This window comes from Paenibacillus sp. QJM3NY_38 (assembly GCF_056173265.1).
This window is the reverse complement of sequence record NZ_CM149665.1, coordinates 3,383,842-3,409,643: the sequence shown is the minus strand read 5'-3', so window position 1 is coordinate 3,409,643 and position 25,802 is coordinate 3,383,842. Positions and strand designations below refer to the sequence as shown.

Sequence of the window (25,802 nt, the reverse complement as noted above, 5' to 3'; positions counted from 1 at the left end):
ATCCTCCCTCTCTCAGATGCTATTCCCCCATTATTACCGAAGGAAACAAGCTGTATACTTTCATTGGATTGCTTTCATAACAAATACAAATATCCCCCCATAGACACAATGTAGAGTTCACTGAGATCATGATCTCTTTTCTGCCATGAGGGGACAATCGTGTATCCTTAACATTTAATTATTTCATTTCTTGAGCAGGTCTATAGCCTGACTATCCTTAATCGGAATCCAGTATTGTTTGACTCCTATCGTAAGCGGTTGCGGATACTCAAGCGCGTCCTCCCCAAAATTATAGGCCGTAGTGTCTTCTATGGTATCATCTTTAACCGACGTCAGGAGTCCACTGTGACTGCTGCTATCTGGCGATAACCTACTATGTTTCACCCCCGAGGCATCGGTGAAGCTGTCCTCCAGCCACATCCCGAAGCTTTCAGCTGCATGAGCTCCTTCGAGAATGCGCTGAAAATATACTTCTCCTGCGCCAGCTTCCTGATCGGACGGGAGTATTTGCAGAAGCTCGTCCGGTGCATCGATGATTTGTTTCTTCTTCAGATCAACAACGATGTTCATCTCGTCTTTATTCACGGCCGCGATGCCAAACGCCTTGAATGTGGTCGTATCCAACTGATCCAGCTGGCTGTTCTTGTAAACCAGCGTAACTTTGGCGTCATCCTTTAAGATCGCTTGAGGATAATATAACTTCTCGGTATGCTCCCCGCTTTTTCCGATCAGAACCGGATTCAGCAATTTGAAAATCTGTTTCTCATTGGCGTGGTCATATTCCAAGTCCACATAGGTGTTCAGAGGCGTAAACAGCAACTGGCGAACGTTAATCCGTTGTCCATCTACCTTCAATGTACGATCCGGGTAATAAGCTCGTTCATTGTCTTCAAACATGTTGGGTTCGAGTTTCAGAGAGAAATCCATGCTGGTTAAGTACTTCTTACTGTTTGAGTTCAAGGCTCGATCTGACGTATCGGATAAGGTAATATGAATGCTTGCTTTATTCGTATAAGGATCCGTTGGCAAAAGATTCGTGGAATAGGCATAATATGAGTTCTGCCCTGGGGGAATCTGTCCGCTCCCGCTCATATTGGCTATCATGGCTCCAACTGACGGCGTTTCGTAACCTCCGTAATCTAGCGTGAAATCCCGTACGATGATATCTTTGTCACTATGATTAAGCACATTAAAGAGAACAAAGGACTTCCGGCCGTCGGATACAGATCCCAGAATCTCCACGCGATATCCCTTTTTCTCCATGGCCTGGTTGATTGGCTGTATGAGACCTCGTTCAAGCGCGCTCCTCAGCGAGCCATCCTTAATCCTTTCAGTCGGGAACGATTCCAGATTATAGACGCTGCCGATACTGGAGGTCTGGACAAGATGGTCTTGCTTCCCCGTAAATGGAGATCCGTCCATCGTGAACATGAGGAGAGCTGCGGCAGTCATTGCTGCCATGGCTCCCAATCCGTAAGAATACATACGCTTCACTTCGCGTTTCCTCCCCCGTTCCATTCCCCCCCGCACCGCAGTTGAAAGCTTAGACTCCGGGAGGGAATTGGCTTTCTCATTCAACACGGTTGAATCTTTCATAAGTGCGCGCTGTTCTTTGTCCAGCATGGTATTTTCGCCTCCCTATCCTTAGACGTAGTTCCGAAGCTGCTTCAGCCCTTCACGCAGCCAGGTTTTAATCGTGCCTTCCGGTTTTCTGAGCACTTTTGCAATTTCTGCCGTAGTCATATCCTGGTAATACTTCAGCATCACGACGTGCCGATATTTTGTCTTCATCCGATCCATTGCCTGCTCAAGATCGATCCGATCATTGCTTTGCATTTCCTGCGCAGCCTCTTCCCTCAATGCCTCCACCGGAAATATGCGTTTTTTGCGCCGGAGCTCGTCCATGCAGCAGTTGATCGTGATCCGGATCAGCCAAGGGGCAAACGCCTGCTCATCCTTCAACTTTTTGCGCTTCATCCAAGCTTTGCAGGACGCTTCCTGCACGATTTCCAGCGCATCGGCTTCGTTTCTCATATAACTGAATGCTATGGAGTATAATTTCCGTTGTTCGCTTGATAAATGGTTGAAAAAAGCTTCTTCTTCCATCTCCTTCGAATCCGACAACTTGACTTCGTTCATCGTATTCTCCACCCCACCGTCCCCCTTTCTTCTGTCTTTGGGTAATGGGAAATTAGCCGCCATATCGTCCACTCATAAAGTAAGACGCGGCTCACCTGAAAATCGATTGATTTTCAGGAAAATTGTTTCGCGGACAAACAAAAAAACGACATCCAGAAAATCGATTGACCCGGACGTCATTCTTTTAATCGTCATTCAAACTCAGATGCAGGGAATTGCAGACCCCTCGACGCTTTAAGCAAACGCCGTAAGCATGTTCTTTAAGAACGCCCTATGTCATCATGCGTTTGGAGTTTCTTATGCAAATTGGTCTAACTTCTCATATGAATGTAGCGATTCGCATAGCTAAGAAGAGAAATTTTTGTTCTCCATAACGATTACGGATTCTGTTCCAGACCTCGCGGCTGCAGTTTGTTTGGTATGTAGAACCAGTTCACGGATGTTGCTGCAGCACTGCTTCGCGCCTGCGATTAATAATGGATCGCCTATAAAACTCAATTTTAATCTTTTAGTTAAAAATCCCCCAATTGTCATGACCAATGGAACGGTAGGCGAAGTATTGGAATATACAATCGGCTCTGAGTTCTGATATTTGTCTTGAAGGATAAGGCTCAAATTTTTTAGAGCTGGAATGACAACTTTGGATGAGCCCCTTCCAAGTGTGTATACCGGATTCCCGTTCTCATCCAGCCCGTGGAAAACGAGTTTGCCCATGTCGGAAGTATTGAGTTTATTGAAATAGTCAACCGCCAGAATCTCGTCTGTAGTAAGCTGCCGATGCGTGGGTAATTTATTTAGATGATACGCGGCTGCCAGCGAGGTTGTATGGGTTCCACCGTAATCATTATAAATAAATATCATTTCATATGACCCTGCCTTCATGATGTAATGAGCTTATTATGCCTCATTAATCTATACTATATCCCATTCCTCCCCATCACCTATCCACAGTTTTGCTAGATTCAATATGATCGACATAAAAAAAGCCCTGAACATCAGGGCTTTTGCATGATTAAATCATCATATAAATCTAAACTTAGTCCAGGTAAACGGCTTTGCCGAGTTTTGCGGATTCGTAGAGAGCTTCCAAAATTCGAGATACGACATAAGCTTGTTCCGGGGTTACGACAGGATCCTTATCCTGATCGATCGCCTCGATCCATCTTCTCATCTCAACATCCGGAGCCTGCTCCTTCTTCCCGTCATAGAACGCTACTCCGCCGGAATTCAATTCGATCTCGTTGGTGTACAGACGACTGAATTTCTCGCCGTTGATGCGAAGACCGTTCTTCATGTCGGCTCCGCCTTCCGAACCGCTCAGCGTACATTTAGCTTCATCAATATCCAGCGTATTGAGCGCCCAGCTGGATTCCAGCATGATGGTCGCGCCATTCTCCATTACAATCATACCGAATGCGGAATCCTCAACGGTGAATTTTTCCGGATCCCATGGCCCCCAAGCATTTGCCGCGTTCTCTTTGCGAGACAATTCATGGTAAGTGGTACCGAGGACGATCTTCGGTTTGTAATTATCCATCATCCAGAGGGTCAAATCGAGAGCATGCGTACCGATATCGATAAGCGGCCCGCCGCCTTGTTTTTCCTCATCCAAAAACACGCCCCAAGTTGGAACCGCTCTTCTCCGTACGGCATGAGCCTTGGCAAAATAAATATTTCCGAGCTCACCGGCTTCGCATACTTGTTTCAGGTAAAGACTGTCTTCACGGAATCGGTTATTGTATCCGATCGTCAATTTCTTGCCTGTGCGCTCTGCAGTTTCCATCATCCGCTTGGCATCCGCAGCGGTTTTTGCCATCGGTTTCTCGCACATTACATGCTTACCTGCTTCAAGGGACGCAATGGAAATTTCAGCATGCGAGTCATTAGGCGTCAGAACATGAATGATATCGATGCTTTGATCCTGCAGCAGCTCTTTATAGTCGCTATACACTTTAGCTTCCTCAATCCCGTACTTGCTAGCAGCAGCTTCTGCCCGATCAAGGACGATATCACAGAATGCCACAAGCTCCACGTTGTTCAATCTGCTTAAGCTCGGCAGATGCTTCCCGTTTGCGATACCGCCACAGCCGATAATTCCAATTCGATACACCTTAGACATGAATCATCACCATCACTTTTCATTAATTTTTAATCACTTCAAATATAAAGTCCTGCCTATCCATAACGCCTTAAAGAGCAGGCGGGCTTTTATGTATGTAATTCTGCCACAACATCTCTTCGGTCTCCGGATATGAACTTAGCTGCCATGACATCCACATATAAGGTATCACATCTCACTCGTTTTTTTAGTCCAACTATGCGACAAATCATATATAAAATTACGACATCCTCATGAGAAGAACGTCATTAGGCAACTGGGCCTCTTACTACACACGATCCGTAGTTTACATAATATAAATTATGAAAAGAATTAAATCCTACCATGTAGCATGAGGGTCCCTGCGCATGGATTCAATCCTATGGGAATCCACCTGCAGACCCACACTGCGAAATGCCATAAGCACAGCGCCGGCCGCCGCCGATAATGGGGGGATATCACGACCCCATGCTTCACATCCACGACCTCCCTCGTTCTTAATTGCTGACGGCTTACAAAGCCGGAGCTGAACCCCCGTCAATATTGATGGAAGTGCCTGTAACATAGGAAGCAGCATCGGATGCCATAAATACGATAACTTTTGCCGCTTCTTCCGTGTTTCCAATACGTCCGAGCGGAATGTTATGGCGCGGGTCCCGGGCATACTGTTCCCAAGCGAGTTCCGGTGATTCACGTTTCCAACGCGCTTCAAGCTGTGCACTGCGTATCGTTCCGATGCATACGGTGTTTACCCGGATCTGGTCTTTCGCCAAATCGTGACTCATGGCCTTGGTCATGGCTTGCCCTGCAGCGCGGCTGACGCTGCTTGGCATGGATGAGGCCGGCGGCGTTTTTGCCCAGGAGGTCGTGACATTAATAATCGCACCCCCGCCGGACTCTCTCATATGAGGGACAGCTGCACGGGCAAATCGAATCGCGCCAAACAGCTTGAGATCCAGATCCGATGCCCATTGTTCGTCGTCGATCAGCTCAAATGGCCTGGCAGCGGCGGTTCCGGCGTTGTTCACCAGAATATCAAGCTGTCCATAATGCTGCACGGTATCGTTCACCGCTTGTATGCAATCCTCAGGTTTCGTAACATCCGCTGCGATGGTTAGCGTTTCGATATCCGCTGCTTGTCGGATATGGGCTGCCGCAGCTTTTAACTGCGCCTCATCCCGTGCACAAATCGCAACCTTGGCCCCTTCCAACGCAAAAGTAACCGCGGTTTCAAGGCCTATCCCTCTGCTTCCTCCGGTGATTAACACGACTTTTCCTGTCAGTCCCAAGTCCATGTTCTATCGACTCCTTTACCTTGATTATCGGACAATCCCTACTAGATAGCTTCAACATCAAGAAGGAAATTCCCTCTTTCATTCCATCTATTCTCCGGCACATCGCCCCGTTAACCCAATCCCCGGTAAGCCTGTCAAGACAACATAAAAAAGCCGCGATGAATTCGCGGCTGCATAATCACTTCTATTGCTCTCCAAAATCATGATTGGTTTCTCTTCTTGCAAAATCAACGAACTGAAATTTATCCAATCGATGCCTCGATTCCGTATACTGGAAAAGCGTGGTATCTTCCAGATGAACGTAGCCCCGGACTACGACGACATGAGTATCGTTTCCGAGATCCATATAGGACTGGTCCATCGTAGTAACTCGTTCAACGGAGATCATTTTTTTCGAGTAGCTGATTTTCAGATGGAGCTCCTGCTCTAGGTATTGATAGATAGAATCGCCGGTAATATCTCTCGTTAGACCCGTTACGATGTCGGCAAGCAAATAATCGATATCGAGAATGATGCGCTCATCTTCGATTTCCCTGGCACGGATGACCCTCCATACAAGCCGATCCGGACGAGTTTGAAGCTCCCTTGCAATTCCCTCCCCGGCCGGAACACAATCCGTCTCATATACAATCGTTCGGCTCTTTCGGCCTAGCCGTTCCGCTAGCTCTTTATAACTGACGAGCCCCGTTACCGGGAAGTTCATTCTGCCTGTATCCAGCACAAAAGAACCTTTGCCTTTTACCTTGTGAATATAACCGTTTTGTGCCAGCAAATTGAGTCCCTTGCGTACCGTTTCCCTAGTGATTTGATAGGTTGCCGCAAGCTCGTTTTCCGAGGGCAGCTTGCTGCCGGGCTGCAGAGTGCCGGTTTCGATTTTGTCGGCATAATCTTTGTATAGCGTCCAATAAATGTTGTTCGTCATCCTTTATCACCATCAGTTATTGTACCATTTTCCAGCGGCTATTACATGCTGCATCGGCAACTGTCAGCTTCCATTACCGAGAGTCACCTGAAGCACTCGCGATTCGCCTGGAAACGCTTCGCCTTCAAACTCCGTAACCTTCTGAATATGTTCCTGCCCATCTGGAATAATGACCGGCGTAATGACGGGTAAACCGGCTTTCTGAATCCGATCCAGATCGAATTCAAGCAGCAGCTGCCCTTTGCTTATCTCCGCACCTGTTTCCACGTGAGCCGTGAATCCCTCTCCCTTCAAGGAGACCGTGTTGATACCGACGTGAATCAGGATCTGAACTCCGTTCGTATCCGTCAAAATAATGGCATGTTTGCTCTTCTTAATCAGATGCGCGACTTGTCCGTCAAATGGAGCATACACTTTTCCTTCGGACGGGAGGATGGCAATGCCCTGTCCCATCTGTTTATCCGCGAAGGCAGGATCCGGCACCTCAGACAGGGGAACCACTTTCCCTTTGATCGGTGCCATGATATCGACCACGTCTTCTTGAGCCGCTTCCATAGTTGGACTATTCGCCGATTCTGACGAGTCGAATGACTCGGACTGAAAACTGCCGTTCAATGCTGCTGGAACAGCTTGTTCTGCTGCATTCGAGCCAGCAGGATTCCCTTCCGTTGTACGTCGAGACTGCTTGGACAACTGGTAACGCCCGAACAGCAATGTCCCTGTGAATGGAATGACCAATACAATTGCCATGCCGAAGAAGAAGACACCCCACTGGTTAGGGAATATCGATAGGAATCCCGGAATCCCTCCCACGCCGATCGATGAAGCCAGAACGTTGTTCACAGCCAGCAGCACACCGGCTATTCCGGATCCGATCATGCCGAAAATAAACGGATATTTATGACGAACGTTGACCCCGAAGATGGCCGGCTCTGTGACCCCCAAGAAAGCGGAGATGGAAGAGGTAACGGCAAGTCCTTTCGCCTTCTGTTCCTTCATGATAAACATCATGGCCAGCGCTGCGGCACCTTGCGCAATATTAGACAATGCCAGCATCGGCCACAAGAACGTTCCGCCTTCACTGCCGATGAGCTGAATGTCCACTGCAAGGAAGGTATGATGCATCCCCGTGATGACAAGGAGCGCGTACAGTCCGCCGTAGATCAGGCCGCCCAGAGCGGCAAAGGAATCAAAAATGCTGACAAGACCTGAAGTGAGGACGTTGCCGATGGCAAACGTGATCGGTCCCACCAGAACAAACGCGAGGAACCCGGTCACCAACAGGGCCACGGGGGCCACAACAAGCAGCTTAATGGAGTCATGGACGCGTTTGTTCAGGAACTTCTCGATTTTGGCCAAAATATAAGCCGAGACTAGAACCGGCAGCACTTGACCTTGATAACCGATCTTCTCCACTTCAAAGCCGAACAGGTTCCAGACGGGAACCGTACCCTCCAGCTTGGCATCGGCATACTGGTAAGCGCTGAGCAGATCCGGATTTACCAAGATCAGACCCAGTACAATCCCGAGCAGCGGGTTGCCTCCGAACTGTCTTACCGCCGACCATCCGATCAGAACGGGAAGGAAAGTAAAGGCAGTGCTTGCAATCAGATTAATAATCGAGGCTACGTCCGCCCACTCGGGATGGACCTGAATCAACGATTGTCCTTCATAGAAGATACCCGGTCCCGTAAGCAGATTGTTGATACCAAGCAGCAAACCTGCCATGACGATGGCCGGCAGAATCGGAATGAATATATCCGCAAGCGTCTTGATCGCCTGCTGCAGCGGATTTTGCTTCTTGCTCGCAATGTTCTTCACTTCATCCTTCGAAACTCTCGCTCCGCCGGTGATATCCATCATTTCATTGTAAACCTGGTCGACAAGACCCGGTCCGATCACGACCTGAAACTGTCCCTGGGACGAGAACTGCCCCTTCACCAGATCGTTCGCTTCAAGGGCTTGGGAGTCCACCTTGCTGTCGTCCACAAGGGCAAATCTTAATCGGGTTACGCAATGCGTAGCGGCTTCGATATTGTCTTTTCCGCCGACTGCCTCGACAATGCGCTCCACGTTTTTGCGATCAATGGCCATAGCTCTACGCTCCTGACATTATGAATTTAGTTGTTATGAATAAGCCACATATAGGATGCATACGGTCGAAGTGCAACGGTTGGAGTAAGGTCCGGTTCTTCCGTTGTGTTGCCGACTAACAGTTGAACCGATTGACTTTCGGTTAGATTGTCTAACAACGTCTTCGGAAGCTCGAACGAAACGTCGCGGTCGCTAAAATTGGAAATGACAACAAGCGTCTGCTCCTCGTTCGTTCTGGCATACGCATAAATTTCGGAATGACCTTCATCCAGGCGAACATATTCACCGTCCGTAATAACCGGAATGTTCTTTCGCAATTCAATCAGCTTCCGGTAATGATGATAGATCGATTGCGGATTCTCCACTTCGGATTGCGCATTGATCAGCGGATACCGCTCATCGATCTTGATCCAGGGCGTCCCCGTCGTAAATCCGGCTTGGTCGCCGTCATTCCACAGCATAGGCAATCTGGAGTTGTCGCGCGAGCGTACTTTCACGATGTGGGCAGCCTCCTCCGGCGTTTTACCCTGCTCCTGGAGAATGGTGTATATGTTTAAAGATTCAATATCCCGAAACTCGGAGATATCATTCCATTTCGGATCGGGCATGCCGATTTCTTCGCCTTGATACACATATGGCGTGCCTTGTAACCCGTGAAGCGTTGTGGCCAGCATCTTTGCACTTTCCGTGCGGTATTCGCCATCATTGGTGAACCGGGTCAGCGCTCGCGGCTGATCATGGTTGTTCCAGAAGAGGGCATTCCAGCCACCGCCCTTCTGCATGCCGATTTGCCAATCGGAGAGCACTCTTTTCAGCTCCTCAAAATCATAAGGCTTGAGCTCCCATTTTTGCCCGTTGGGATAGTCTACCTTCAAGTGGTGGAAGTTGAACGTCATGGAGAATTCATTCTCCTCCGGGTTCGAGTATCGAATGCAATGCTCCAAGGTTGTGGAGGACATCTCTCCCACCGTGACGAGATTGTAAGGCTTGAACACTTTTTCGTTCAATTCCTTAATGTATTCGTGCACTCGGGGGCCGTCCGTATAAAACCTGCGTCCGTCGCCCTGCGCCACCGAACCGTCGTCATCGGGAAAACTGGGATCCTTCGATATGAGATTGATGACATCCATCCGGAATCCGCGGACTCCCTTTTCCGCCCAATAGGTGAGGATATCCACAACCTCTGCACGGACTTTCTCGTTCTCCCAGTTCAAGTCTGCCTGCGTTTTGTCAAACAAAGTTAAATAATATTGCCCTGTCCCCTCGTCATACTGCCAAGCTGGCCCTCCGAACTTGGATTGCCAGTTATTCGGTGGGCCGCCGTCTTCTGCCGGATCCCGCCAGATGTAATAGTCGCGATACGGGTTATCGCGTGAGGAAACCGCTTCTTTAAACCATCGATGCTCGGTCGATGAATGATTCACGACGATGTCGATCATCAGATGCATGTCTCGCTTTTTTAATTCGGCAACAAGCTTATCGAAATCGTCCATCGTCCCGTATGCAGGATCTATGCTGCAATAATCCGCTACGTCGTAACCGTTATCATTTTGCGGAGAAACATACACCGGCTGGAGCCACACAATGTCGATGCCAAGTCCTTTTATATAATCCAGCTTCTCCATGAGCCCGCGTATATCGCCGGTACCTAGGCCGGTCGTATCGTTGAAGCTCTTCGGATATACTTGATAAACCGTCGAAGTTCTCCACCAATCTTGAGACTGGGTTTCTGGGTTCAACATGAAACTTCGTCCTCCTCGTCATCTTGTATATACAGGTTGCATATAGGGAAATCATATACATGTATATACAGGTTGTCAACCGTTTAACATTTAATACCCACTTCCCGGACGTTTCGACTACAGAAATAACAATTTAATTGGAATTTTTTTCTGATTTCGTGGAATGAATTGCTAACCCCGAATGTCCCAAATGATAAAATGGTTTCTATCAAATGCAATAAACCCCATATGAAAAGAACGAGCTCTTGAGCTCATCCTTATCATATGGGGTATTCATTTTCCCACAGTTTATTAATTCACGGTCAGAACCGCCGTTGTTTCGCCTGCCCATTTGCCGACCGGTTTAATCGTATAAGTCGTTCCTGGCTTCAGTTTGCCCTCCTGATTAAGATCGAACACGCCTACTGCACCTTTGCGGCTTGAATATTTATAGGTTGCCATAAGCTTGCCGCCCTCTGTGTCAATCAATTCGATGCTCCGACCGGAGAACAGCTCATCTCCAGGGTCATCGGATAATGTAATGGAAACAGAGCTTTCACTGATCGCCTCGGCTCCGATGATATCCAGCGGTTCGAAACTCTTCGCAACGAAAGTCGGGTTCGCAATCTGTGCCCAATCCGAGGTAACGGTATAGGTAACACCCGGCGTCAGCGCCTGGCCTTCAGGCAAACGGAACTTCGGTTCTTGTTTACCATCCGTGGACTGGGTGAAGGGTACGTATTTGGCCACGATAGGTTGTCCGCCTGCAGGCGTAATCATGACTTCTCTGCCCTGCCCAGACGAGATGATCTGATAGACTTTTCCATCGGCGCTGTTGTTCTCATCCAATACGAATGCATTGGCTCCGCGGCCTCCGCTATAAGCGGAAATAACATAACCGTAGTCAACGACGCCGTTCTCTTTAAGTGCCTCCAACTCAAACGTATCCTGAGCCACTTGTCTAACCTCTGTCATGTCCAACTTCGTGCTATTACCCGTAAATGTACCTTCTGTTTTCCCTTTATAGGTAAGCGTATACGATGTACCCGGTTTTTGCACGGAGGTTGGGACGATGTAAGTGGATATGGAGCCCGTCTTCAAACGCGGCATGTTGGTGAGTTCTAGTCCATTGTTAAATTTAAAATCTTCTTTGGCTTTGGCAAACGCCTCATTGTCTGTGGTCAATCGAGCATCAAAAGTGACGATCAGGGTTATCGCATTCAGTGCGCGGACACTGGTGATTTTGGCTTTTTCTGACGGAATCTCCTCATGGGCAATGCTGATCAAGTAGGCAGCTTGACCACGAGTGGTTTGGCCTTCCTCGAAATAGAAACGCTTTGCCCAGTAATCCACGGACTTGGCATCTCGTTTCAGTGCTTTAGACACCATTTGTACCAGCTCGGCGTGGGTAACGGTTCCCCGCGGGTCAAAACGTCCGTCCGGTGCCTGCATAATATCTTGCGCTACCAGCTCAGATGCGTACCGCTCATACCACGCGTTTGGATTCACATCCGTGAAGCTTGGCTCTGTCTCCCCTTTGCCTTCAAGACCAAACGCAAGCACTAGCATTTTCGCCAGCTCTGCCCGCGTGATCGGACTGGCGATCCCCATCGAGCCATCCTGGTAACCCTGAATCACGCGAAGCTGGGACAATACTTGAGTGGCTTGCTCTATATCTTGGACAGCCAGCGGAGCTCCCGCAGCCTCGGCTTGCAGAACATGTAACGGCAGCGAAGCCGTTCCCAGAGCAGCTGCCACCATCATGGCCGCCAGTTTATTAGAATATGTTTTCATTAGTAAACCCTCCCTGAATCGTTGAAATATGAGCCTTGATTGTCATATCTCCATGATAGAGGAGAGTCCTAAACTCCCAAGAAAGCTGGGATTAAGCGTTTCGAAAACTTTTATTAACAATTTCTAAATTATTTAAACCGAAAAGCGGTAGCCAGCCCCCCAGACCGTTTCAATGTACTGCGGATTGGATGGATCCAGCTCCATCTTTTCGCGCAGCTTACGGACATGGACGGTTACGGTTGCAATATCCCCGCTGGAATCCATGCCCCATATCCGTTCAAACAGTTCCGTTTTGTTAAACACCCGGTTCGGATGACTAGCCAGAAATTCCAGCAAGTTAAACTCCCGGGTTGTGAACGCGACCTCCTGATTGCGTACGAACACCCGTCGCGCCGATTTATCGATAACCAAACCGCGAATGTGAATTTCTGAGCTTGGACTTGGGCTTTGCTTGCCCATAAGCCTCACATATCTCATCAAATGGGCTTTGGCTCTTGCAACTAATTCGCTCGGGCTGAACGGCTTGGTAATGTAATCGTCGGCACCGAGATTGAAGGCACGGATTTTATCGATCTCTTCATTCTTGGCAGATACGATCAGAATCGGTACCTCCTTGTTCTTCCTGATGTGGCTGCATAATTCAAAACCATTCATACCGGGCAGCTGAAGGTCCACAATGATAAGGCTGTAGTCCTCATGAAGGGCAAGCTTCAATCCCTCATTGCCTGTATGGCATAGATCAACCATAAATCCATTTAACTCAAAATAATCCCGCTCCAACTGAGCGATGGTTGTCTCGTCTTCAATGATGAGAATACGTGCCGTCATGGATTAAAGTGCCTCCTTCATATTCGCTCGTTTGAGGGTAAAGTACAGGCTGGTGCCGACGCCCAGCTCGCTCTCCGCCCAGATGGTACCCCCGTGTCCCTCGATGATCTGGCTGGCAATGGCAAGCCCTAGTCCGCTGCCGCCTGTTGCAGAATTGCGGGATGGCTCCGCCCGATAAAATCTTTCGAATATATGAGGAATCGCTTCTGGTGCGATGCCCGTGCCGTTATCCCGGATTTCAACCGTTACCCATTCCGGAGAAAGGTACGTGGAGACGCATATGGTTTTGTGCTGCTTGTCCATGAAGTTTTGGGCATTCCCAATGATATTGAGCACCGTTCTCTTCAACTTTTCCAGGTCGGCAATGACCTCGACAGGATCACCGGGGCGTTCCTTCCACTCCAGCAAAATGTCCTTCTCCTCCAACACGTAGCGCTGCTCATCAATGCAATCGTCTATAAAACCGATGATATCGACATGCTCATAAATGAACGGAACCTGCTTTAAATCAAGCTTGGAATAGAGAAACAACTCATCCACAAGTTTATCCAGATCAATGGTTTTGGTGTAAATGATGTTCACGTATTTATCCATTTTCTCCGGTGTATCCGCAACACCGTCTCGTATGCCCTCGATATACCCTTTAATATTCGTTATGGGAGTGCGCAAGTCATGAGAGATATTGGAGATCAGCTCTTTCCGACTCTCTTCATCCTGAAGCCGCAGTTGAATCGATTCATGCAGACGCTTCCGCATATTCTCAAACGTCTCGTTTAACTGACCGATTTCGTCCTTGGATTGTAAATCCAGAGAAAACTGGAGATTTCCCTCCTTAATGTGTTCCGCCGAATTTCGGAGCATATCAAGCGGTTTGACCACGCTGCGCGTGATCCAACGATATAACAATACGTTCGCAACGACAACGATACCAACGAGACTCAAGACAAGGATGGGCAGCAGCTTGCGTGTGACTTCGCCGAAAGGACTTCGCTCGCGAATCACGTACACGCTCCCTTTGGCCCCGTCCGAATACCGGAAATCATATTTGGCATATGCATAGAACCGTTCACCGATGTTAAGGGTATTGCGGATCTGATTGTTGTTCAGGTCATATGGAGGCAGATTTGCTTCCAGTTCAGGCTGGTTCATCGTGTTGGACTCAAAGACCTGGTCGTTTTCTCTGCGGACGTACAGTCCCGCTCGTACGGTTCTCAGCTTAAAATCGTATTCCGTCAGAAGCTCTTTGTTCTGCAGTTCATCCGGCTCGTTCTTGGCAAGATATTTTAATTCGAGGAAAATAGACTCCTCTTGTTCCGTGAGCGGGTTAATCTGGTAGTGCACTTTATAAAAATCGCGAATACCGTGAACATCGCCGGTAGCCGCAATCGTAAACAAACTGGCAGTCAAGACGAAAACCAGCAGGCTAATGACCAGCATACCGGTATAGGACAGCAGCAGCTTAATCCGAATGGACATAAAATTCGCCTAAAGCGAACCGGAAACGATGTGTCCCTGAAACATCGTCGCCACGCGTTTTGATCTTCTCGCAACGGCTTCAGCTGAACAAGAAGCTTCGACCAATACGATACTGGCGACGTCTCCGACCTGCGGCCACACCTGCTCCCCATCATGATTCAGCGGTGTAATGCCACCGGTAATATATTGGAGCGTTTGCGCTAAAGCGCGTTCATCCACCCATCTGGATATTTCGGCCAGTCGGCCGGCGCGCTCCAGCACATCCCCATTTCCGAAGGGCGACCACACATCAAAAATGTTGTCGCATCCGACGGCCACATCTACACCGCGCTCGTGCAGCAAACCAACCGGCGGAAATTTCCGGCCAATGGGCACACTCGTAATAATGGCGACCCCCGCATCAGCGAGCAAGTCCCCCATTTCCTGTGCTTGGGATAGTGGAATATCACCCAGTCCGAAGGCATGGCTGATCGCCACCTTGCCCTGCAGACCCGCCTCGATGGTCAGCTGTGCTAACCGCTTCATGGTGAAGGTTCCCAGATGATGGGCATCATGCAGATGCAGATCAATGCCCGCATTGGCTTCCACGGCGAGCCCCACCATTTCCTGCAAGGACGCTTCGATATCGCCATCCACCGTCGCTGGATCAACTCCGCCGACCAGGCTTGCTCCTCTGCGAAGTGCTTGTCTCACTAACTCCGTTGATTTCGAGCGCAGCAAACCATGCTGCGGAAAAGCTACGATCTCATAAGATAACTTTCCTTCAAACGCGCGTAATGCCTGTTGAACCGCCTCTAAATTGTCTAATCCGGCTTCCGGATAAATATCAACATGCGTTCGAACATGCGTCACCCCGGACTCCAGGTAAATATCAAGCAGCCGTTCCGCACGGTCCTGCGTCAAGGTATCAAGCGCAGGAAGCGTCGCTTTCTCGATTGCCAAACGTTCAAAAATACTGGAAACCGGCGTAACGGAACGCCATCGGTCACCAAGCAGCGTTTTATCCAAATGGCAGTGCTTTTCGATAAAGGATGGCAGAAGCAATAAACCCTTCACATCGTGCTGCGGCCACTCGTCTGTTATCGTTATGTCCGAAGCTATAATTTTCGCGATTTTCCCATCTTCTATGAATATATGGCGAATCTCCGTCTTTGTTCCCGTAATAACGCCATCTTGAACTTCATATCCGCTTTCTAACCGGGCATTGGTTAACCAAAATGCTGAACTCATATATCTATCATTCCTCTCTCCGCTTACCAGATATACGATCATGCTATCACAGGAAAAATGATATGGATAATATTTAAAAAGTAGGATTTACTTAAGTTTTACATATACATAAAAAAGAAAAGCCACCCGCTTGGATGACTCTTCTGATGAAGCCTTGGGAATGGGCAAGCTGTTAAGCTTTTATGGCCCTTGTCGCAATAAAACTGTTCGCATAACGGTCCAACAATTTCTCGCCTCCGAAGGAATCCTCGTATAACCCGGCAATCATAAATCCGGATTGGATCTGACCTCCAATTTGCTGTTAGAATCATAGACTTTATTCTATATTCATGGATCTTTGGTCCAACCAGGCCTGAAACTGCTCCGGCGTGCTTACGTTTTCTTCCAGGACCGCTGTATAAATATCAAAGCTTCGCACGGTTTTGCTATATTCAGCATGGCTTGCCCAGTTATTTTTGATATTCAAAATCGCTTCCCGGCGTTCCTGAGTCAGCAGCTCAGGCATCGTTATGATATGTTTTAAGTCGGGTTGTCTCTCCGGTTCATCCACGAACCATATGTCCATCTTCCACTCCTTCCCTTGTTGAGACTTATACTTTAGGCCAATGTACAACCCATCGGGATAAGCGGGATCCATATTGTAAACTCCGGTATCATTGATGAACTTCAGCTCCCGCACACCAGCACGCAGCATAAGTTCCGATGCGATTTGTGCTATTAATTGTTGATTCAGCCGAGTACATTTTACCGTCATGTCCAGGTCTCTCCATACCATCAACCCGAGGGCTGAGCTGCCGACACGCACCGGTTCGCCTGCTTGACTTAATAACTCATGAAGTCGAAGTTCATCTGCTACTTCAGAAGCCTCATTCTGGAGAGCTTTTTGTTGCTGCAGAAGTTTGCTTTCCGCCATACGGTGTTCACCTCTAATCCTTAAGTTGTATATCTCATCTCATATGGTATCACCCGATTAACGTGCTGACCAAGGGATTGAATGCTTATAATGATCTTTCACGGATAACGTCTGAGCCGACATCGAGTTATACGGAATAAAATATGCGTTCACCCGACAAATAAGGCGTACAGTAATCGGCGCACAGCTTCGGCATTCGTTCACGCATCCACGCATGCACGGATTCATTCTCCATCTGAAAGACATAGTATCCGATAATGGCCAGCAGCATGAAACCTTCTAACAGAACAAGCTTATCTTCTCCCGTATGATCGTGGCCATAATACCCTTTCAGGAAAATATCCCGAAGCTCCGAAGGAACCATCATGGCACCCATGGCAACATCCGTGTAATGGTACCCTGGTCCGAAAAAACCAAAATCGATAAAACTCAGTTCTCCATCCGAGGTCATGATGATATTCCCCAAGCTTAAATCACCATGGATAAGCCCCCAAGCTTCAACGTTACCACTGTCCGCAAGGCGCGCATTAACCAACGATATCGTTTCTTCAATAATGGAAACATCGGAGGAAGTAAACAAATCTTTCGCTAATCCTTGCTGTATAACCTCGATCATATATTGATTGTAGGCAATCCCCTGACTCGGACGCTTGTCCAGGCCCTCCTGCTTGTATAGGCTATAGAATTTGTGCAGCTCTGCAATGCGGGCCCCCAGCTTCTCGACCAATCCCGGGTCGCTTACGTCATCCTTATGCAAGTCTCTTCCTTCCAGCCAGGTAAGCACGGAGCTGTTCCAACGCTTCCCCTCGTGTTCGATGATCGTGATCAGCTCACCTTCCCGATTACGTACAGGCCTTTGGACAAGCAGATGATTTCGGGTTGACAAGTGCTCCAGCATTTGCAGCTCACCCATCAGACCTTCGTATGTATGCTGCTGACCTGCCATGCCGTCTTTGACCGGTTGATGAATGCGCAGCAGATATGTACTTCCGTCATGGCCTTTTACCTTGTAGGTTCGATTTTCATTATGCCGAATAAACGCAATCTCCGCCTCACGGATATCGTATTCATTCAAAATTTCCTGCAGCTGTTCATTTCGCATGTGACGATTCTCCTTATAGATAAAGATAAACGTTTTAACCTTCCAGGAACGTATGGTCAAAATACGCCTTGAAATCCGGATATAAAAATACCAGCGATTCTTTAAGCTTGGCCTGGTCCGTTCGTTCCTCATCCAGATCAAACAAGATTTCATGTTCGATCTCATAGATCGCTCCGTAATCCTCGCCTGCGTCCTCTCTTAGATCGATACACCATATCTTTCCGTACTCTTCGTCCCATGTAAAAGGAAGGTATCCCAGCCGGCACAACAAGGGATTGTACATGTTCCTGACATTATCCAGCGGCTCGTCAACTGCCTGTTCAGGTATGACGTCAAAGTAATGATGATACGTGGAGATGAATGCTTTATACCATTCCGGAAAAGTCAATCCATACTCTTCTTCCATCGCTCCAATATGATCCTCACCCACAACGGAAGGGACCAATTTCCATATGGACCACTCCTCATCGGTATCAACGACTTTCATCTCTGCAGGAACGTTGGGACGCATCCACCTGCAGAATCCCTCCTCCGTAACTTGACTATATTTGGCGTAATAGGTCTCAAACCCTTGTTTAATATAATCGCGTATTTCCATTTAAAAAGTCTCCTTATGTAGAAATTTGTTACGATTTCATATTACTATAATCTATTTATGGGTTATTATTAGATTCGATCTATTCTATTTTGTTTACAATTCAGAAACAAGTCAGATATTCTACCGATATAACTCTCTTATATACTCAGAGACAGCTAACGAGGAGGGACTTCACATGCACAAAAAAATCGGAAAATCCATCATACCCACAGTCATCATCGGTACCGTTGTCACAAGCCTAGCCTTATCCAGTTTTCTAAGCAGCACCGGCATCGGCAAGGCGGAAGCAGCCGCTGCAGCTTCTTCCAGCTTATCATTTACTGCGTTTTTGGAAAACAACGCTCCTAACCGGACTATAAAAACGGTTCATGGTTTAAATATGGTCACCAATCTATCAAGCACCGTCGTACTCGTCAACAAGCAAAGAAATCTACCATCGAGTTATGTTCCGCAAGACTTGGTTGTACCCCGCATTCCATTCAGCTTCTCGGGACCCAGTCCTAAGAAACAGATGAAACGAGTAGCGGCAACTGCGCTCGAAAAATTGTTTGCGGCAGCCAAAAAAGACGGAATCGATCTCAAAGCTGTATCAGGCTACCGATCCTATGCCACCCAGAAGGCCATATTCGAACGCAACGCCCGTAATAAGGGCGAAGCCGTCGCTAATAAAACAAGCGCTCGTCCTGGACAAAGCGAGCATCAGACCGGGCTGAGCATGGATATATCCAGTGCTTCCGTAGGGTATGCATTGGAGCAAAGCTTCGGAAATACCAAAGAAGGCAAATGGCTGAAAGCTAATGCACCGAAGTACGGATTTATCATTCGTTACGGAAAAGGCAAGGAGAAATTAACCGGCTATTCTTATGAGCCCTGGCATGTCCGTTACGTGGGCGTCTATATTGCAGGAGAAATCACGAGACAAAACCTGACGCTTGAGCAGTATCTGGGTCAATCCCATTAATCGAAAAATCAAGAAACGGGCCGTAACGGGTCCGTTTTTTTACTCTCTTGTGCACTTCCTGACTTGAAATTCTGAGGTACAACCGCATATTTTCCGTTGGTTCCGACGGACAATGTACTCCGTGTGGACTAAGCACGTACATTAACAGCAGTAGACAGGTTCGTTAGCTTATGATTTTTGCAAATGGGGTGAACAACGTGCCTATTAAATCGGGAAAGCAGTATATCGAACGGATTGACCGGCAAAATATCAACATTTGGTATAAAGGTGAGCCTATCAAGGGACCTTTATCCGAACATCCTGCATTTCAAGGTCTTATTCAAACCCAGGCCGATCTATACGATATGCAATGTGACGCAAGATATATCGAACAATTGACTTACCCCTCACCCGATACGGGGGAACGGGTAGGCTTGTCTTTTCTCCCGCCAAAGAATGCTGAGGATTTGCAGAAACGCCGAATCATGATGGAGTTATGGGCGAGGCGGCATCACGGCTTTTTAGGCCGCTCTCCCGATTATATGAACACTGCAATCATGTCCCTATATTCCGCTGCCGATATACTGGAGGAACATCATCCGAAATATGCGGAAAATCTCAGGAACTATTATAAGTACTGTCGTGATCACGATGTTACATTATCTCACGCCTTCATCCAGCCCTATGCATGTAAAATGTCCGGTCAGCAGGATGCTGCTGAAGACGCTATCGCGGCTAAAGTCGTCGAGATGAATCATGAAGGAATGATTATAAGCGGAGCCTTCTTGATGGCCACACAAGGGGCTACTTGCGAAGAAATGCTGGTATTCCCGACCCCTTCGCCAACGATGTCCCAGGATGTAAATCCTTCTGCGTTTGCATTTGCGGTTCCCAACGATTTACCGGGGATGACTTTTGTATGCCGTGAAAGCTACGGTGCCACTTCTTCCTATGATTATCCCCTGAGCGCCAGATACGAAGAGATGGATACGCTCGTTATCTTCGACCGCGTGCTGGTCCCTCATGATCGAATATTTTACTACGGGGACGAGACTTACGCCGGACGTTTATTCGGTGAGAGTCACTTTCATACGCATATCGCCCATCAAATGGCCGTCCGTTTTATCGTAAAAACCGAATTCATGCTCGGCTTGCTGGAATCCTTGGCGGATGAACAGAACATTGGACTCGAGCCTCATATGGTCTCGAATGTTTCGAAAGTGATTACATTTCTGGAAACCTTCAAGGCATTAAGACTGGCCTCCGAACAGGGCGCCAGCCATGATAAATTTGGATATCTCGTACCAGCTGCCAGTCCTCTTATCGCATCCAGCATCCTCTTCCCCAAATTCTATCCCGAGATGGTAGAGATGATTCAACTGCTAGGCTCCAGCGGCCTGATTATGATCCCTTCCGAATTGGATTTTCGATCGGAGTCAGGCCCCTACCTTAATCAATATTTAAAAGGGGCAACGACGGATGCTCGGGATCGCATCGCATTGTTCAGGCTTGCATGGGAGCTTGGCGCAAGCTCGTTCGGTGGTCGCCAAACCCAGTTTGAACGATTTTTCTTCGGAAATGCGCAGACGGCTGCCTATCGGATGTATAACCATTTTGAACAGCATGAGCAGCTTCGGAGCAGGATAAGCGATTTTCTTTCCCGAGAGAAACCTTCTTCATAGCTTGACCGGGGGATGATCCAACAATAAAAAAGATGCGAGTTATAAACTCACATCTTTCGGTTTGTTTCATGATCAGATGACTCACGAATGAGAGTGCAGGCTCAATCTGAACCGATAGTTCATATCATCCTCGAACCACATCATGAAGTTCGTACCCCATACGTTGTTGTGCAGATTGAAATGAAATCCTCCGGTCAATGAAGCATACGTATTGTCAAATTGCAGCAGCCGCGGCTCCCCCGGACAAACAAGCGGCGCGTCCAAGGTTTCAATGGCCGCCGTTCCGTCCGCCCCCTCATAATATAAGCCCGCGTTGATTCCATGCATGTTCCGGTTGCCGTCCTTTACGACGAATAACGGAGATATGCGTTGTCCGAGCTTATCCATCTTCCAGGCGTTAGGATTATCCACAAGAGGCGCAAACGAAAACCAGCTTGCTTCCGGAAGACGGCAGGCTGGTTTGCCCCTCCAGCTTAGACTTACCTCAATGACGGGCTCATTCGCATGGAACGTATAGATCGCGTTCAGTATGCGTGGAGCTCCATACTGATTGCCGAGATTCTCAGGCAGCTTCAGTTCGGCAGTTACGATATCATAATCGGCGTACCTCTCCAGATGCAGGGTCCGCAAGGAGGCGGTATACTGCCGATGCTCCGGCCGCGGTTTGACATACTCGATTCCCGGCTTGCCGAAATCGTTGTCCGCCCAGCCATGATGGATATCCAGATTGGTCATGTATTCCTTAAAGAAACGGTCGTAGTTTTCTTTGCTGAAGGTTTCATACCTATAAGTGCCAAGCCTCTGATGCTCGTTCGCCCATTCCTTCCCGGATCGATCCATCAATCGGTTGATCGAGCCGTCTCCAGCGAAGCTTACCTGAAACTGCCCTAATTCGTAATGCTCGTTCGTTTCAATCGTCTGCTTGCACTGCATCGGCTCCGAGTCTTGGACGGTATCATGCTGACTCATCCGATCCAGCTCCATTCTCGCTTCAGCTGCCAGCGCTTTCGGCAGCGACTGAACGGCCTCTTCAAGATAATCCCGCTGCTCCTGCCAAGAGCTCTCGTAATGGCTGTACGACCTGGTATCACTCGCCTGCTGGCATAGGTAGTCATATTTTCTCAATGTATTGTCTTCTACGATATCCCGTGCTCTTGCAGCGGCTAAATCCGTGGCGGAATAATGAACAAAATCGGCGAGATAGACGGAATTGTTCAGCCCCCAGGTATGCTCGGGAATCAACATCAGACGGTTGCAGAATCGAGCGTACGCCTCGCTGTCCTTATCCAGTTGACCGGTTTCGAGCCAGCGATCCCGAAGCCTTAGCAATTCACGGTAGTGAGCGATTTTCCAAGGATCCGAGGCAATCCCGTGTATCCACGAATCCCCAATTTCTTCACTCACGACTGGCAATCGATCTTTGACGGTACGCAGTCGCTGGGCAAATGCATCAAGTGTCGAGGCCATGATTTCCGCCCCGGGATAATCCCGCTCCAACTGTTCAAACAATGCACGGATCTCCTCTAGCGTGGATGGACCATGGTTATCATGGGTATGGGCAAAATACAACGCATCTTCCAGCCCTTCCATGTAAAACGGTTTACCGTAACTATCCGCATAATGGACGATGATCTCCGAGCCATCGGAAGCGCGCCATACGAATATCTCCGGCACCTTGGGATTCTTGGATACCATATTAACGCCCAAATGCAAATATTGTATGCCGTGTTTAACCAGCAGCGGGACCATTGCAAGCGTATGGCCCGGAACATCCGTCATTTTAGCGGCGATCGTGGATTTTCCATACTTTTGGTCCAAGTCGCCCGAAAGGGACATTCCGAATTCAAATAGCCGGGCATCCATGATTTCCGTATGCGTCGTAAACGGCAGTCCGTGCCAAACGATTCGTCCCTCCTCAATGGCTTTTTCCATGCGCACCCGCATCTCAGAAGAAGACGTTTGCAGAAATTCATGGATTAACCACGAGCCGGTTGTCCATACGAATTTTGCATTCCCCTCTTCGTTAGCCAGCTGCTCGGACAGCTCCAAGGCCTGGGGGATGAAATGCTCCATATATCGCTCGATTACGTTCTTTCCCAAATCGGTAAACCCGATGTCCAGATGGGTCTTAAATACGACATGAACTCTTTTGATTGATGCTGTCATGCTTGACTGCCCCTTTCCACCATAAATGGCTAACCACGAACTTTGAGCCCATTTTACAAGAGTGCAACGAACAAGTCTTTGCATGAAAGGGTCTTGCTTTTGCAAAATAAGGACACCTGATCGTAAATCAGATTGAAGACCAGACATACTAAAAAACCTCCCATTCCCATTAGGAACAAGAGGCTTCGGACCTTAGCGGATATTAAAAAGTGCTCGCCTTCGTAGTATCCGGACACCATCTGGCCGGTCGATAATATCGAATCAAAACATCAACCGCTTCAGGGGTCCGCAGATGGGTAAGCGTTTCGAAGGCATACGCCCTTACATAACGATCCTTGCTGTGCAGCGCTTGCTCAAGCGAATGGATCACGATGGGAACATCAGATGCCTTGGCGGTACGGAGCAGTGACAAAGCCGCAGTATATCCGAGTTTATTCATGATATAACTCTGCTGGCTGATGTCCGTATCATCGATTCCAATAGTTCCTCTGTCTTCCTCTTGCAGAAGCGACTCTTCCAATACGTTTGCCAAGGCCAGGCACACATCGTCGGCATCACTCCCGATCATGCCCATCGCTTCGACTGCATTTCGCCGAACCCATTCGCTCGGATCGCGTAAGCAAGCTTTCAGTTCAGACACCGCCTCATGCGACGGCGGTACGATCATGCCGAGTATGAATACGGCGAGCGCTCTGCACTTTTCATTGGCGTGTTCCAGCAACGATAGCAGTCCCGGAATGACTTTCGCCCCGGCACCTTGGAGCCCGTAAGCCGCTCTCTGCGCGATTTGCGTTGTTCCTTCGGAAATGCGGTGAATCAATTCATCAATCCCTGCGGACCCCAATCTGCCAAGCGCATAAGCGGCATTCAAGGCTACCGGTTCCTTATCATTCAACATTCGGCCCAGTTCTGGAGCCAAGGAAGCGGCTTTCTCTCCTAACATTCCAACTTGATCCGCCGCCCTGGCGCGAATGACCTCGTCCTCGGATTTTAATTCTTTAACCAATTGCTCGATCTGGGCTTCGTCTCCTGCTGCCGAGAGGTTCTCCTGACCCGGTTCGCCGCGCATCCAGTTCCATATGTCCCTCCATAGATTCATATGCACGTAAGGTGTTCCGCCGCTCGTGAGATTCATTTCTTTCTCTTGATGATTCCAGCTTGGCGATTCGGGCGCGCGCAATCGGACGAATTGAAACTTTAACATGTATCGATCCATGTCGGATACGTTCAGCGAAGCTTTGTGCCATAAATCAAAATGCACCAGTACCATCGTTCCCGCTTTGCCGGTCGGCAGCAGCGTCTCGCCTTGATCGCCTATAAACTTTTCGTAATATGGAGTACCTTGCATGATGGCCGTTGGTCCCATTTCCTCGGTGATATCCTGCATATAATAAAAAATCATCGCCCACCAGGGTCGGTGGCTGCGCATGCTGGACCAATAACCGTCTTTATGCCACTGCCCCCCTCCCGGCAATGGATTTCCAGGCTGATTGTAGTGGCAGTGCCGATGCGGGTGCATATAGTAATCCGGGCCGAGTATACTGGTCAAAGCCCCCTTAACGACTGGCGTTTCGAAGAACTGCTGGATCTCGGGCACACGGGGCAGAATGTTATTGCCGGGATTACCTTCTTCATGCAATACCACATTCAATTTATCCCTGACGGAAGCGTGAAGCTGATCCGGCAACTCGTTGCGCAGTACCACATAGCCCTTAGTAATAAAATGCACCATTTGTTCATCCGTCAACAGATATTGACTGTCCGACATCTTATTTCCCCTCCTCTGCATGTTTTAATTTCAGAATTAGTATAGCAAGAGGCTAAATGACTGTATTTACATAAACGTCAGGCTTTTGTACAATCGTCATGCAAATATCGAAATTACCTAAAGGATGTGGAAATAAACACGTGGATTTTGCCGCCTTCCATCCCTACGTGCTGTATGCCACTAGGTACCCCTTTTCCAAGGGACAAAGCAATAGCAACCGGCACTGCTATTCGTCATCGCTTTATCTAATTACCGAAGGTAAGGGCATCGTTCGTACTTGTGGACGCACGTACCGTACCGACCCGGGTTCACTGGTGTATATACCGGCAGGACAGCCGCATGATTGGATAGCGGACAACCAAGATCCCATGGTACATGTCTGCTGTTATTTTGATTGGTCTTATGTGGACCGCCGGGCTTTGGCCGATCACCCCAGCGTGATCTGCTATGACATTGCCCAACTGATTCCTTCCTATGTAGGACCTGCCTTTCCTTACGCCATTCCAGAATATATGAGGGTTGAGAAGATCAAAGTATGGAGCGATCTGTTTGAAAAGTTCTATACCGGGAACCAGTTTGAGAATGAGCATACCTATATGCGAAGCGTAAAAACACAAAGTCAGTTCCTGCAATTCATCGAGTATTTTCTTGAATTCGCATTGCAGGATGAGGTGATTCCCGATCACAGAATGAACAAGCTTCTGGAGCGAATGGATCAGGATATCCTGCACGGCAAGCTGCGGCCATTGGAATCGTATTACGATGAGCTTCGAATCAGCCGAGGTTATTTTTTCGAATTGTTCAAAAGATCGACAGGCTTGCCGCCGATCCAATACATTAACCAGTTCCGAATCAATCGGGCCAAGGAGGATCTGCGGAATACGGACATCAGCATTACGGACATTGCCGAGAAGCACGGCTTCTCTTCCATCCATTATTTTTCGAAGCTGTTCCGTCAGCTAAACGGCCTGTCGCCGCTGGAATATCGGAAAGATCGAATGAATCTCGACTGAGCCCCGGCAGTTAGCTGAACTAT

General features: G+C 48.4%; 20 protein-coding genes and 1 pseudogene. 3 read left to right on the top strand and 18 right to left on the bottom strand.

The genetic code is table 11. The features are described 5' to 3' along the window. Nucleotides 1-183 precede the first annotated feature (183 nt). From AC0VZ8_RS15840 to AC0VZ8_RS15765, 16 genes and pseudogenes are all read right to left on the bottom strand, one after another. On the bottom strand, nt 184-1,623 hold the full coding sequence (locus tag AC0VZ8_RS15840; protein WP_475487486.1) for a hypothetical protein: 1,440 nt from the start codon (nt 1,621-1,623) through the stop codon (nt 184-186). 21 nt (nt 1,624-1,644) lie between these two features. Further along, complete coding sequence (locus AC0VZ8_RS15835) at nt 1,645-2,139, bottom strand: sigma-70 family RNA polymerase sigma factor (RefSeq protein WP_162487688.1); 495 nt, start codon at nt 2,137-2,139, stop codon at nt 1,645-1,647. Between the two features lie 345 nt (nt 2,140-2,484). After that, nucleotides 2,485-3,000 (bottom strand): DUF3189 family protein, encoded by a 516-nt coding sequence (locus AC0VZ8_RS15830; protein ID WP_475487485.1) that lies wholly within the window; start codon nt 2,998-3,000, stop codon nt 2,485-2,487. A 175-nt stretch (nt 3,001-3,175) separates the two neighbouring features. After that, nucleotides 3,176-4,258 (bottom strand): Gfo/Idh/MocA family protein, encoded by a 1,083-nt coding sequence (locus tag AC0VZ8_RS15825; RefSeq protein WP_127590332.1) that lies wholly within the window; start codon nt 4,256-4,258, stop codon nt 3,176-3,178. 491 nt (nt 4,259-4,749) lie between these two features. Then, nucleotides 4,750-5,532: an SDR family NAD(P)-dependent oxidoreductase gene (locus AC0VZ8_RS15820; RefSeq protein WP_475487484.1), complete on the bottom strand. Its 783-nt coding sequence runs from the start codon at nt 5,530-5,532 to the stop codon at nt 4,750-4,752. 184 nt (nt 5,533-5,716) lie between these two features. Further along, complete coding sequence (gene treR, locus AC0VZ8_RS15815; RefSeq protein ID WP_475487483.1) at nt 5,717-6,454, bottom strand: trehalose operon repressor; 738 nt, start codon at nt 6,452-6,454, stop codon at nt 5,717-5,719. 63 nt (nt 6,455-6,517) lie between these two features. Further along, the gene (gene treP, locus AC0VZ8_RS15810; protein WP_475487482.1) at nt 6,518-8,548 is read right to left on the bottom strand and encodes a PTS system trehalose-specific EIIBC component; all 2,031 of its coding nucleotides are present in this window, start codon (nt 8,546-8,548) and stop codon (nt 6,518-6,520) included. Nucleotides 8,549-8,574: 26 nt separating this feature from the next. Then, nucleotides 8,575-10,290 carry an alpha,alpha-phosphotrehalase gene (gene treC, locus AC0VZ8_RS15805; RefSeq protein WP_475487481.1) on the bottom strand — a complete coding sequence of 572 codons (1,716 nt, stop codon included), beginning with the start codon at nt 10,288-10,290 and terminating at the stop codon, nt 8,575-8,577. A gap of 291 nt (nt 10,291-10,581) precedes the next feature. Next, nucleotides 10,582-12,063 carry an S-layer homology domain-containing protein gene (locus AC0VZ8_RS15800; protein ID WP_475487480.1) on the bottom strand — a complete coding sequence of 494 codons (1,482 nt, stop codon included), beginning with the start codon at nt 12,061-12,063 and terminating at the stop codon, nt 10,582-10,584. A 132-nt stretch (nt 12,064-12,195) separates the two neighbouring features. Beyond that, complete coding sequence (locus AC0VZ8_RS15795; protein WP_071224025.1) at nt 12,196-12,891, bottom strand: response regulator transcription factor; 696 nt, start codon at nt 12,889-12,891, stop codon at nt 12,196-12,198. 3 nt (nt 12,892-12,894) lie between these two features. After that, on the bottom strand, nt 12,895-14,367 hold the full coding sequence (locus tag AC0VZ8_RS15790) for a sensor histidine kinase (RefSeq protein WP_475487479.1): 1,473 nt from the start codon (nt 14,365-14,367) through the stop codon (nt 12,895-12,897). A gap of 9 nt (nt 14,368-14,376) precedes the next feature. Further along, nucleotides 14,377-15,597, bottom strand: coding sequence for an amidohydrolase (locus AC0VZ8_RS15785; RefSeq protein WP_475487478.1), 1,221 nt, complete (start codon nt 15,595-15,597; stop codon nt 14,377-14,379). A 172-nt stretch (nt 15,598-15,769) separates the two neighbouring features. Further along, nucleotides 15,770-15,895 (bottom strand): annotated as a pseudogene (locus tag AC0VZ8_RS15780) (SAM-dependent methyltransferase); the annotation flags it as partial. 18 nt (nt 15,896-15,913) lie between these two features. Next, nucleotides 15,914-16,510, bottom strand: a complete 597-nt coding sequence (locus AC0VZ8_RS15775; RefSeq protein WP_475487477.1) for a hypothetical protein — start codon at nt 16,508-16,510, stop codon at nt 15,914-15,916. A gap of 127 nt (nt 16,511-16,637) precedes the next feature. After that, entirely contained in the window at nt 16,638-17,612 is a 975-nt protein-coding gene (locus AC0VZ8_RS15770; protein ID WP_475487476.1) for a phosphotransferase enzyme family protein, read from the bottom strand. Between the two features lie 34 nt (nt 17,613-17,646). Continuing rightward, the gene (locus AC0VZ8_RS15765) at nt 17,647-18,210 is read right to left on the bottom strand and encodes an SMI1/KNR4 family protein (protein ID WP_475487475.1); all 564 of its coding nucleotides are present in this window, start codon (nt 18,208-18,210) and stop codon (nt 17,647-17,649) included. 175 nt (nt 18,211-18,385) lie between these two features. On the opposite strand from AC0VZ8_RS15765, the gene AC0VZ8_RS15760 reads away from it, so the two are divergent. Next, complete coding sequence (locus tag AC0VZ8_RS15760) at nt 18,386-19,171, top strand: M15 family metallopeptidase (protein ID WP_475487474.1); 786 nt, start codon at nt 18,386-18,388, stop codon at nt 19,169-19,171. 197 nt (nt 19,172-19,368) lie between these two features. Further along, on the top strand, nt 19,369-20,832 hold the full coding sequence (locus AC0VZ8_RS15755) for a 4-hydroxyphenylacetate 3-hydroxylase family protein (protein WP_475487473.1): 1,464 nt from the start codon (nt 19,369-19,371) through the stop codon (nt 20,830-20,832). 81 nt (nt 20,833-20,913) lie between these two features. On the opposite strand, the gene AC0VZ8_RS15750 is transcribed toward AC0VZ8_RS15755, so the two are convergent. Continuing rightward, nucleotides 20,914-22,998, bottom strand: a complete 2,085-nt coding sequence (locus AC0VZ8_RS15750) for a DUF5054 domain-containing protein (RefSeq protein WP_475487472.1) — start codon at nt 22,996-22,998, stop codon at nt 20,914-20,916. A gap of 202 nt (nt 22,999-23,200) precedes the next feature. Beyond that, the gene (locus AC0VZ8_RS15745) at nt 23,201-24,766 is read right to left on the bottom strand and encodes a HEAT repeat domain-containing protein (RefSeq protein ID WP_475487471.1); all 1,566 of its coding nucleotides are present in this window, start codon (nt 24,764-24,766) and stop codon (nt 23,201-23,203) included. 140 nt (nt 24,767-24,906) lie between these two features. On the opposite strand from AC0VZ8_RS15745, the gene AC0VZ8_RS15740 reads away from it, so the two are divergent. Beyond that, nucleotides 24,907-25,779 (top strand): AraC family transcriptional regulator, encoded by an 873-nt coding sequence (locus AC0VZ8_RS15740; RefSeq protein WP_071224041.1) that lies wholly within the window; start codon nt 24,907-24,909, stop codon nt 25,777-25,779. Nucleotides 25,780-25,802: the final 23 nt, after the last annotated feature.

Bases quoted from the DNA above. Each gene is read 5' to 3' on its own strand.
- AC0VZ8_RS15775 (WP_475487477.1), bottom strand. From the start codon at position 16,510: ATGGCGGAAAGCAAACTTCTGCAGCAACAAAAAGCTCTCCAGAATGAG.
- AC0VZ8_RS15795 (WP_071224025.1), bottom strand. From the start codon at position 12,891: ATGACGGCACGTATTCTCATCATTGAAGACGAGACAACCATCGCTCAG.
- AC0VZ8_RS15830 (WP_475487485.1), bottom strand. From the start codon at position 3,000: ATGATATTTATTTATAATGATTACGGTGGAACCCATACAACCTCGCTG.
- AC0VZ8_RS15840 (WP_475487486.1), bottom strand. From the start codon at position 1,623: ATGCTGGACAAAGAACAGCGCGCACTTATGAAAGATTCAACCGTGTTG.
- treR (WP_475487483.1), bottom strand. From the start codon at position 6,454: ATGACGAACAACATTTATTGGACGCTATACAAAGATTATGCCGACAAA.
- AC0VZ8_RS15760 (WP_475487474.1), top strand. From the start codon at position 18,386: ATGCACAAAAAAATCGGAAAATCCATCATACCCACAGTCATCATCGGT.
- AC0VZ8_RS15765 (WP_475487475.1), bottom strand. From the start codon at position 18,210: ATGGAAATACGCGATTATATTAAACAAGGGTTTGAGACCTATTACGCC.
- AC0VZ8_RS15785 (WP_475487478.1), bottom strand. From the start codon at position 15,597: ATGAGTTCAGCATTTTGGTTAACCAATGCCCGGTTAGAAAGCGGATAT.
- AC0VZ8_RS15835 (WP_162487688.1), bottom strand. From the start codon at position 2,139: ATGAACGAAGTCAAGTTGTCGGATTCGAAGGAGATGGAAGAAGAAGCT.
- AC0VZ8_RS15800 (WP_475487480.1), bottom strand. From the start codon at position 12,063: ATGAAAACATATTCTAATAAACTGGCGGCCATGATGGTGGCAGCTGCT.
- treC (WP_475487481.1), bottom strand. From the start codon at position 10,290: ATGTTGAACCCAGAAACCCAGTCTCAAGATTGGTGGAGAACTTCGACG.
- AC0VZ8_RS15825 (WP_127590332.1), bottom strand. From the start codon at position 4,258: ATGTCTAAGGTGTATCGAATTGGAATTATCGGCTGTGGCGGTATCGCA.
- treP (WP_475487482.1), bottom strand. From the start codon at position 8,548: ATGGCCATTGATCGCAAAAACGTGGAGCGCATTGTCGAGGCAGTCGGC.
- AC0VZ8_RS15770 (WP_475487476.1), bottom strand. From the start codon at position 17,612: ATGCGAAATGAACAGCTGCAGGAAATTTTGAATGAATACGATATCCGT.
- AC0VZ8_RS15745 (WP_475487471.1), bottom strand. From the start codon at position 24,766: ATGTCGGACAGTCAATATCTGTTGACGGATGAACAAATGGTGCATTTT.
- AC0VZ8_RS15820 (WP_475487484.1), bottom strand. From the start codon at position 5,532: ATGGACTTGGGACTGACAGGAAAAGTCGTGTTAATCACCGGAGGAAGC.
- AC0VZ8_RS15790 (WP_475487479.1), bottom strand. From the start codon at position 14,367: ATGTCCATTCGGATTAAGCTGCTGCTGTCCTATACCGGTATGCTGGTC.
- AC0VZ8_RS15750 (WP_475487472.1), bottom strand. From the start codon at position 22,998: ATGACAGCATCAATCAAAAGAGTTCATGTCGTATTTAAGACCCATCTG.